Origin of the sequence: Pseudomonas sp. UBA3153 (genome assembly GCF_002364635.1) — a bacterium.
GTDB classification, from domain to species: Bacteria; Pseudomonadota; Gammaproteobacteria; order Pseudomonadales; family Pseudomonadaceae; genus Pseudomonas_O; species Pseudomonas_O kuykendallii.
In genome coordinates this window covers 1,212-9,943 of sequence record NZ_DEYR01000057.1, presented here as the reverse complement: position 1 = coordinate 9,943, position 8,732 = coordinate 1,212, and the positions used below count along the sequence as shown (strand labels likewise).

At 68.3% G+C, this 8,732-nt stretch carries 8 protein-coding genes and 1 pseudogene; 5 read left to right on the top strand and 4 right to left on the bottom strand.

Translation table 11 applies throughout. The features are described from left to right. Positions 1–205, top strand: a pseudogene (locus B2X67_RS13775) (aspartate aminotransferase family protein); the annotation flags it as partial. Then, positions 205–912, top strand: a complete 708-nt coding sequence (locus tag B2X67_RS13770) for a type 1 glutamine amidotransferase (protein ID WP_090225002.1) — start codon at positions 205–207, stop codon at positions 910–912. The pseudogene B2X67_RS13775 and the gene B2X67_RS13770, both read left to right, overlap by 1 nt. A gap of 150 nt (positions 913–1,062) precedes the next feature. On the opposite strand, the gene B2X67_RS13765 is transcribed toward B2X67_RS13770, so the two are convergent. The 4 genes from B2X67_RS13765 to B2X67_RS13750 form a co-directional block, all read right to left on the bottom strand. Beyond that, entirely contained in the window at positions 1,063–1,662 is a 600-nt protein-coding gene (locus B2X67_RS13765; RefSeq protein WP_282340569.1) for a sugar O-acetyltransferase, read from the bottom strand. 89 nt (positions 1,663–1,751) lie between these two features. Beyond that, positions 1,752–2,882, bottom strand: a complete 1,131-nt coding sequence (locus B2X67_RS13760; RefSeq protein ID WP_286785845.1) for a hypothetical protein — start codon at positions 2,880–2,882, stop codon at positions 1,752–1,754. A gap of 46 nt (positions 2,883–2,928) precedes the next feature. Continuing rightward, the gene (locus B2X67_RS13755) at positions 2,929–4,578 is read right to left on the bottom strand and encodes a hypothetical protein (RefSeq protein WP_286785844.1); all 1,650 of its coding nucleotides are present in this window, start codon (positions 4,576–4,578) and stop codon (positions 2,929–2,931) included. A gap of 18 nt (positions 4,579–4,596) precedes the next feature. Continuing rightward, on the bottom strand, positions 4,597–5,124 hold the full coding sequence (locus tag B2X67_RS13750; protein WP_286785843.1) for an SMI1/KNR4 family protein: 528 nt from the start codon (positions 5,122–5,124) through the stop codon (positions 4,597–4,599). A 208-nt stretch (positions 5,125–5,332) separates the two neighbouring features. Here B2X67_RS13750 and B2X67_RS13745 point away from each other — a divergent pair, with 208 nt between their 5' ends. From B2X67_RS13745 to kdpB, 3 genes are all read left to right on the top strand, one after another. Continuing rightward, the gene (locus B2X67_RS13745) at positions 5,333–5,422 is read left to right on the top strand and encodes a K(+)-transporting ATPase subunit F (RefSeq protein ID WP_273233715.1); all 90 of its coding nucleotides are present in this window, start codon (positions 5,333–5,335) and stop codon (positions 5,420–5,422) included. A gap of 5 nt (positions 5,423–5,427) precedes the next feature. After that, entirely contained in the window at positions 5,428–7,125 is a 1,698-nt protein-coding gene (gene kdpA / locus B2X67_RS13740; protein ID WP_286785842.1) for a potassium-transporting ATPase subunit KdpA, read from the top strand. 9 nt (positions 7,126–7,134) lie between these two features. Continuing rightward, on the top strand, positions 7,135–8,732 hold a 1,598-nt coding region (gene kdpB, locus B2X67_RS13735), incomplete at its 3' end, for a potassium-transporting ATPase subunit KdpB (protein WP_286785841.1).

Genomic DNA, 8,732 nt, shown 5'->3' with positions numbered 1-8,732 from the left:
GGTCGGCCTGCCGCTGCTCGGCCTGGACGCCCCGGCGGTGGTCCGCGCGGCGCTGGCCGAAGGCCTGCTGATCAGCGCGCCGCATGCGCACTGCCTGCGCTTCTCGCCGGCGCTGACGGTCAGCGCGGCCAACGTCGAAGAAATGCTCAAACGACTCGCCGCCGCCCTGGCGCGAGCGAAGACCGCCACGGCGGAGGTGGCCTGATGCGCGTCTCGATCCTGCAACATGCGTCCTTCGAAGGCCTCGGCCGCATCGGCCCATGGCTGGAATCGCGCGCCCTCTGGGCACGCGTGCATGCGCTGTACGAAAACGCGGCACTGCCCGAGATCGACGATTTCGACCTGCTGATCGTTCTCGGCGGCCCGATGGATGTCGACGATGAAGCCGACTACCCCTGGCTGAGCGCCGAGAAACGGCTGATCCGCGAAACGCTGAAGACGCAGAAGCGCCTGCTGGGCATCGGCTTCGGCGGTCAGCTGATCGCCGACGCGCTCGGCGCGCGGGTACGCGACGTCGGCCAGGCCGAAGTCGGCTGGTGGCCGGTGGAGAAATACGCCCAGGCCCAGAGTTCGCCGCTCGGCCGGATGCTGCCGCAGCGGTTGATGGCGCTGCACTGGCACGAGCGCAATTTCGAGCTGCCTTCAGGGGCGATTCCCCTGTACGGCTCGGCGGCGTGCGAATGCCAGGGGTTCATCTGGAAGGAGCGCGTGATCGCCCTGCAATACCACCTGGAGAGCACGCCGGACAGCATCGAGGCGCTGCTCGGCGCCTGCGCCGAAGACCTTCAGGGCCGCGGCGCCGTGCAGGATGCCGCGGCCATCCGCCAGGGCCTGAGCCTGTGCAGCACGTTGAAGATCAGCCTGTTCCGCCTGCTCGACTACCTTTCCGGGCCGCACGCCGCGATGCGCTAGCGCCCAAACGAACCTCGTTCCGCGGATTTCGCGTCACCCCGCACCGGCCAGCCTGGGTGCGGGGTTTTCTTTTTCAGGGGTCCGGCTGCCGTAGGGCGCGCCGCGCCCACCAGTGGGAGCACGCGGTGCGGTTGGTGCGCATGGCGCACCCTACGGGCAAGGGGCGGGTCCATTCCGGGGTTCCGCCGTAGAGCGCGCCTCGAGCTGGCGGATCAGCCGCGCCGGGTTGCCGCCGACCAGCGTGAACGTCGGCACATCGCGGGTCACCACCGCGCCCGAGGCGATGATGGCGCCGTCGCCGATGCTGACGCCCGGATTGATCACCGCGCGCCCGCCGATCCAGACGCCGTTGCCGATGGACACCGGCCGCGCGCTTTCAAGGGTGGAGACGCGCTCGCCCATGTCCAGCGGATGGGTGCTGGTGTAGATGTGCACACCCGGTCCGATCAGGCAGTCGTCACCGATGCGCACCGGCGCGGCGTCGAGGATCAGCAGGTCGAAATTGGCGTAGAAGCTCCGCCCGACATGGATGTTGAAGCCGTAGTCGAAGCGGAAGGTCGATTCGATGTAGGGCTCGCCCTGCGCGGAGCCGAGGATCCTGCCGAGCAGCTCGTGGCGCTCGGCGGAGTTTTCCGCGCTGGCGTTGAACGCGTGCATCAACACTCGCGCCGCGGCGCGTGCGGCGACCAGCTCAGGGTCCCAGGGTTGGTAAAGCGCGCCAGCGAGCATTTTCTCGCGATTGCTTTTCATCGGTCCGCCTCGCTGCCTGTCGTCGATGTTCCCTTCGACTCCTGCCAGAGTGAGGATGCGCAGCGCTCCGATGAAATGCTCGGCGGACCTCAGATCAGCGCGAAGTGCACCGCCGCCTGCCAGCCCAGCGCGGCGAGCGCCAGTACGCTGGCACCCGCCAACGCCAGGCCTAGCTGGACGAAACGCCGGTCATGGTCCGCCTGCAGCGCGAGCAAGCGCTGCGAAAGGCTCAGGTCGAGCGTCTGCAGCGACTGGTCGAATGACTCGCGCAATGCGGCGGCCTGTTGCAAGGACGCGGCTTCATGGGCGCCGAGCTGTTCCTGCAGCGCCTGGGCGTGCGCCCGCTGACGCTGTTCCAGGGCCGCCTGCACCCGCGTTGCCTCGGCGGCCTGGCTGGCGAGCGTCGTGTCCTGCCCCTGCAGGTGGCGGTCGATATCCTCGCGCAGGCGCTGGCTGTCTTCGGCGAAGCGGGCGAACTCCTCCTTGTTGCGCTCGGCCTGCGCCTGCAAGGCATCGCTCAGCTGTCGCGCGTTTTCCGCCTGCCGTTGTTCGAGGTTGGCGAAACCGACGCCCAGCTGGCTGACGCACTGCGCGCTGGCGACGCCCAGGTCGCGGGTCACCTCGTCGCGCAGCGCCCGATTGGCGGCGTCGATGCGCTGCTCGGCCTCCCTCACCTGCTTCACGCAGCCCACCAGTTGCTGCGCCTGCTCCTGGGTCAGCCCCTTGGCCTCCAGCAACCCCTGGTTGGCGGCGTTGATCGCTTGCTGCTGCTCACCCAGTTGAACCTGCTGGTCGAGAATCCGCTGGTTCTGCGCCACCAGCTCGTCGGCCTGCTGCTTCAGCAGGTTCTGCTGTTGCAGGAGAAGTTTCTGCTGATCGCTGAGCACCTTGGAGATGGCCGTGTTGACCACCAGCAGTTGCGAGGATTTCTGCGTCAGCTGGCCGATCGAGGCGTTAAGGTCGAGCTGGGCTTCCTGAATCTTGTCGCTGCGGCCGTGGAACCAGTTGCCGACGAAATTCCCGTCCTTCTTTTCCCCGCGCAGCCTGTTCAGGCGGTCGGCCTCGGACAGGACCCTTTCCTGATCGGCGCTCAGACCCAGGAGCAGCTCCTTGATGTTGCTCTCGCGGATGATCCGCTCGGGCACCTCGAGGCTGGAGAACGCCTGGACGATCTGCAGTTCCTGGGAGCCTTTCGTCGAGGTGCGGGTCTGGCTGGGCATGGTCTGGCGTCCTGCTACGGCATTGAGTGCGGAAAGAGAGTGGGGCTCAGAGGGTCTTGAGGAAGTCGTCGATGTCGGCCTGGCTCTCGTCGATGCGGCCGATCATCTGCCAGCTCCTTTCGACCTGCCCGCGGGTGCTCTCCAGCGCCTGCTCCAGACTGGCCAGGGTGGCGGCCGAAGCCAACCCGGCGGCGCCCAGGGCCGCGCCGGTCTGGCGGTACAGCTCGATCGATTCGGCGTACAGCGCGACGTTGCCCAGCGACGCCTCGGACAACGTCACCAGCTCGCTGGCGACGGCCTCGTGGCGGCCGGCATTGGCGATCAGCTCGTCGAGCAGCTTCTCCTTGCGCGCATGGCGGTCGAACCAGCAGTCGATCTGGTAGGCGAGGAAGGCCGACAGCAGGCCGCTGAAGGTGCCGATCAGCACCGGCGTGAGCAGGTCGGCGAACGGTTTGAGGAAGGGCACGCCGGCCATGAATACCGTCACCGTCTCGCCGAGCAGGATGCCCACCGAACTGATGACCAGGGTGCCGAGCAGCTTGAGGCCTTCCTGCATCGCCTGCTCGCGGGTCATGTGGCTGGGCGGGAAGAGCATCATCTTCGCCGCCTTGAACAGGCCGAGCAGGCCCTCGCGGATCACCGTGACGAAGCGCTTGGCGGTGGACAGGAAGTTGTTCAGCAGGAAGGTCAGCAGGTTGCTGACGAAACCGCTGACGCCGCCCTCGATCATCTGCGAGAGCGCGGCGGGGACCTTCTTCACCACCTGCTCGGCGATGCGCAGCAGGCGCTGGCCGATCTCCTCCAGCAGGCTCTTGCCCACCTCGACGCCCTGCCGGATGAGCAGCTTGACCTCGTTGAACAGGCCGTTGACCAGTTCGGTCAGCAGCACGCCCAGCGCCTGGCGCGCGCCCATCAGCGCGGCCTGCTTGCCCCCGGTGGTGAACAGCTCGGTGGCCTGTTTCTTCAGCAACGCGTGGTTGGCGGTGCGGTCGACATGCTCGCGCGCGGTGGCGTACTTCTCATCCACCCGATCCTGTTCGGCACCGAACTTCTCGGCGTTGGTCTGGCCGTCCTTGCGTTCTGTGGCCGCCCATTCGGCGAGGTCCTCGTCGCCCTTGGAGCCGTTCAGCGGCTGGTTGGTGAGGGCCAGGTTGTCGTCGGCGTTGACCATCTCGCGGATGCGGCTGACGTCGACACGGCCGTCCTCGCTCACCTGGCCCAGCGCCAGGTGCATCTTCGGGTCGTTGTGCACCTCGGAGATCGACACCACGTGATCCAGCTCGGCGCGGGCCTGGCTGCCGTTCTTCAGGTCCACCGTGCCGTCGGCGTGCACCGCCTCGCCGGTGTATTCGTCCTGACCGCGCTCGATCCGCTCGGCGCGCTTGTCATCCCAGGTCTTGCCGCCGGCGGTATCCGCCTTGGCCTGGGTGTCGACCTCGTATTCGGCGCGCACCGACCTGTCGTATTCCTTGCGCGACTGGCCGTGCAGCGCCTTGTCCGAGTCGGTCGCCACGTAGTCGTCGTCTTCACGCGAAAAGTTGTGCAGCGTGGTGACGTTGCCGCCGTTGCGGTCGACGTCCTTGAACATCGCGGTGGACAGCCCGAAAGGCCCGATCACCTGCGACAGCACGTGTTGCTGGCAGTCGTCGAAGAGCTTCTGCAGGCGCTGCTCGCGGGTCATGGTGGTGGGTTGCATGGCGTTTCCCTGCCTTGGTCAGACGGTCTTGCGGTGAATGAAGTCGCCGAACCAGGCGGCGAACGAAGGCGCGACCAGCACGCGCTGCGGCACGTCATGGAGCACCTCGATGACCTGCCCGACGCGGCCCTGCGCGGCCGGCACCATGTCCAGGCACAGGTAGTCGCCGCCGCCGTTGGAGGCGAACGGCACCCAGCCGCGTCGCCACCAGCCTTCGCGGATGCCGGCGTCCGGACGGGCGACGCGGCCGTCGAAATCGCCGTCGTCGAGCAGCTCGGTCCAGGACGACCAGCTCATCGCGATGTGGCGGATCGGCAGGAACTGGTTGCCGTCGAACAACGCGCCCGCCTGGCCGCGCTGGCCGTCGTGGACCTTCAGGCAGTCGCTGAAGCCGGCAGGCAGGGCCACGCCCAGCACGCGCTCCAGTTCGCGCACGGCGGACTCGGAGGCCGGCGGGTTGAGGTCGGCCAGGCGCGCGGGATCATGGCCCGCCAGCCAGGTTTCAAGGCGTTTCCAGAGAACCCGCGTATCCGTCGCTTCCGACATGGTTGCCGCTCGTGATCCGATGAGAGTCATTATTCAGGCGCCAGCTTTCCGGCGACTCTACGGGAACTCGATCCGTTCGCCAACCGCTCGGGCTCGCGCGCCTTTATGAATTCTTTACGCCGCGCCCGGCCCGCGCATCTCGTTCCTTTACGCCGCCGCTGCCGAGAATGGCGCCAGGCGGACGGTCCGCCGACAAGGAGCGAAATCCATGAGCATTCTCGACGGCGTGTCCCTGGCCCTGGCCACGGGGCTGTTCATCTACCTGCTGGTGGCGCTGCTGCGCGCCGAGCGGAGCTAGGCGCCATGCAGACCTCCGACTACTGGCAACTCATCGCCTTCTTCGTCCTGGTGCTGGCACCGGCGCCCTGGCTCGGTCGCTACCTGTACCGGGCGATGGAGGGCGAGCGCACCCTGCTCAGCCCGCTGCTCGGCCCGCTGGAACGCGGCTGCTACCGGCTCTGCGGGCTCGAGCCCGGAGCGGCCCAAGACTGGAAGGGCTACGCGGCGTCGCTGCTGGTCTTCAGCCTGGCGAGCCTCCTGCTGCTGTTCGCCATCCTGCTGCTCCAGGGCGTGCTGCCGCTCAATCCGCAGAAGCTGCCCGGCGTCGAGTGGAGCCTGGCGCTGAACACCGCGATCAGCTTCGTCACCAATACCAACTGGCAGGCCTACAGCGGCGAGTCGACGCTCAGCTACTTCAGCCAGATGCTCGGTCTCGGCGTGCAGAACTTCATCAGCCCCGCGGTGGGCTTGGCCGTGCTGGCGGTGTTCTGCCGCGGTATCGCCCGGCGCTCGACACGGGAGATCGGCAACTTCTGGGTCGACCTGACCCGTGCCACGCTCTACGGCCTGCTGCCGCTCTGCCTGCTGCTGGCGCTGCTGCTGGTCTGGCAGGGCGTGCCGCAGACCTTCCAGCCCTACGTCGACGCGCTGACCCTGCAAGGCCAGCCGCAGAGCATTCCCCTCGGCCCGGCGGCCAGCCAGATCGCCATCAAGCAGTTGGGCACCAATGGCGGCGGCTTCTTCGGCGTCAACTCGGCGCACCCGTTCGAGAACCCGACGGCCTGGAGCAACCTGTTCGAGGTGGTTTCGATCTTGCTGATCCCGGCGGCGCTGCTGTTCACCTTCGGCCACTACGTCAGGGACCTGCGCCAGAGCCGTGCGCTGCTGGCGAGCATGCTGATCGTCTTCGTCATCGGCCTGGGCCTGACGCTCTACGCCGAGTACCAGCCGAACCCGCTGCTGGCGGGCCTGCCGATCGAGCAGGCCGGCTCGCTGGAAGGCAAGGAAAGCCGTTTCGGCATCACCGCCTCGAGCCTCTGGGCGGTGACCACCACGGCCGCCTCGAACGGCTCGGTCAACGCCATGCACGACAGCTTCAGCGCGCTCGGTTCGTTGATGCCGCTGGCCAACATGATGCTCGGCGAGGTGATCTTCGGCGGTGTCGGCGCCGGCCTCTATGGCATGCTGCTGTTCGTCCTGATCGCCGTGTTCCTCGCCGGGCTGATGATCGGCCGTACCCCGGAATACCTCGGCAAGAAGCTCGAAGCCCGCGAAGTCCGCCTGCTGGTGGCGACCTTGCTGGTGATGCCGGTTGGTGTGCTGGTATTCGGTGCACTCGCCGCCAGCCTGCCCGGCCCGCTGGCTTCGGTGAGCAACCCCGGCCCGCACGGCTTCAGCCAGATCCTCTACGCCTACACCTCGGCCAGCGCCAACAACGGCTCGGCCTTCGCCGGCTTCGGCGCCAACACCGTCTACCACAACCTGATGCTCGGCCTGGCCATGCTCCTCGGGCGCTTCGGCTACCTCCTGCCGGTACTGGCGATCGCCGGCAGCCTGGCGCAGAAGAAGCGCGCGCCGCTGGGCAGCGACAGCTTCCCGACCCACGGCCCGCTGTTCGTCACCCTGTTAACCCTGACCATCCTGCTGGTCGGCGGCCTGACCTTCCTTCCGGCGCTGGCCCTCGGCCCGCTCGCCGAACACCTCAGCCTGCTGGGCCAATAAGGAGCCGACATGACTGGCAACTCGCAGAATCCGGCGCTGACCGGCGCCCCCCAACAGGCCCGCACGCGCCTCTCCGCCCTCTGGCGACCGGCGCTGGTGCAGGCGTTCGTCAAGCTCGATCCGCGGCAGTTGCTGCGCTCGCCTGTGATGCTGGTGGTCGAGCTGACTGCCGTGGTCACCAGCCTGCTGTGCCTGGTCCCGGCGCAGGGCGTGAGCACCGGCCTGGCGCTGCAGATCGCGCTCTGGCTGTGGTTCACTGTGCTCTTCGCCAACTTCGCCGAGGCGCTCGCCGAAGGTCGCGGCAAGGCCCGCGCCGACAGCCTCAAGGCCGGTGGCGAAGGCCTGCGCGCGCGCCGCCGGAATGCCGACGGCAGCTTCGCCGACGTCGCCGCCAGCAGCCTGCGGCGTGGCGACCTGGTGCGCGTCGAGGCCGGCGAACTGATTCCCGGCGACGGCGAGATCGTCGAAGGCATCGGTGCGGTGAACGAGGCGGCGATCACCGGCGAATCGGCGCCGGTGATCCGCGAGTCCGGCGGCGACCGCTCGGCGGTGACCGGCAACACGCGGCTGGTATCGGACTGGCTGCTGGTGCGCATCAGCGCCAACCCCGGCGAGTCGACCCTGGACCGGATGATCGCCCTGGTGGAAGGCGCCAGGCGGCAGAAGACGCCCAACGAAGTGGCGCTGGACATCCTGCTGATCGGCCTGACGCTGATCTTCCTGCTGGTGGTCGCCACCCTGCAGCCGTTCGCCCGCTTCGCCGGCGGCGACCTGCCACTGGTGTACCTGGTGGCGCTGCTGGTGACGCTGATCCCGACCACCATCGGTGGCCTGCTCTCGGCCATCGGCATCGCCGGCATGGACCGCCTGGTGCGCCTCAACGTGATCGCCAAATCCGGTCGCGCGGTCGAGGCGGCCGGCGACGTGCACGTGCTGCTGCTCGACAAGACCGGCACCATCACCTTCGGCAACCGCCGCTGCAGCGCGCTGTTCGCCGCGCCCGGCGTCAGCGCCATGGCCCTGGCCGAAGGCGCGCTGCTGGCCTCGCTGGCCGACGACACGCCGGAAGGCAAATCCATCGTCGACTACCTGCGCGCGCTGCATCCGCTGCAGGAGCCGCCGCGCAGCGCGGTGACCCCGGTGCCGTTCAGCGCCGAGACGCGGCTCTCCGGGATCGACTGGAACGGCCGGGTGTTGCGCAAGGGCGCGGTGGACTCGGTGCTGGACTTCCTCGGCCGCGACCGTGCAGGCCTGGCGCCCGAGCTGGCCCGCGAGATCGACAGCATCGCGCAGAGTGGCGGCACGCCGCTGCTGGTCTGCGCCGACGGCGAACTGCTGGGTGCCGTGCACCTCAAGGACGTGGTCAAGCCGGGAATTCGCCAGCGCTTCGCCGAGCTGCGCACGCTGGGCATCCGCACCGTGATGGTGACCGGCGACAACCCGCTGACCGCCGCCGCCATCGCCGCCGAGGCCGGGGTCGACGACGTCATCGCCGAGGCCACGCCGGAGAAGAAGCTGCAACGCATCCGCCAGGAGCAGGCCGAGGGCAAGATGGTCGCGATGTGCGGCGACGGCGCCAACGACGCGCCGGCGCTGGCCCAGGCCGA

What these genes read in the sequence shown, in the direction of transcription:
- B2X67_RS13745 (WP_273233715.1), top strand. Translation starts at nt 5,333, where the DNA reads ATGAGCATTCTCGACGGCGTGTCCCTGGCCCTGGCCACGGGGCTGTTC.
- kdpA (WP_286785842.1), top strand. Translation starts at nt 5,428, where the DNA reads ATGCAGACCTCCGACTACTGGCAACTCATCGCCTTCTTCGTCCTGGTG.
- B2X67_RS13750 (WP_286785843.1), bottom strand. Translation starts at nt 5,124, where the DNA reads ATGTCGGAAGCGACGGATACGCGGGTTCTCTGGAAACGCCTTGAAACC.
- B2X67_RS13770 (WP_090225002.1), top strand. Translation starts at nt 205, where the DNA reads ATGCGCGTCTCGATCCTGCAACATGCGTCCTTCGAAGGCCTCGGCCGC.
- B2X67_RS13755 (WP_286785844.1), bottom strand. Translation starts at nt 4,578, where the DNA reads ATGCAACCCACCACCATGACCCGCGAGCAGCGCCTGCAGAAGCTCTTC.
- B2X67_RS13765 (WP_282340569.1), bottom strand. Translation starts at nt 1,662, where the DNA reads ATGAAAAGCAATCGCGAGAAAATGCTCGCTGGCGCGCTTTACCAACCC.
- B2X67_RS13760 (WP_286785845.1), bottom strand. Translation starts at nt 2,882, where the DNA reads ATGCCCAGCCAGACCCGCACCTCGACGAAAGGCTCCCAGGAACTGCAG.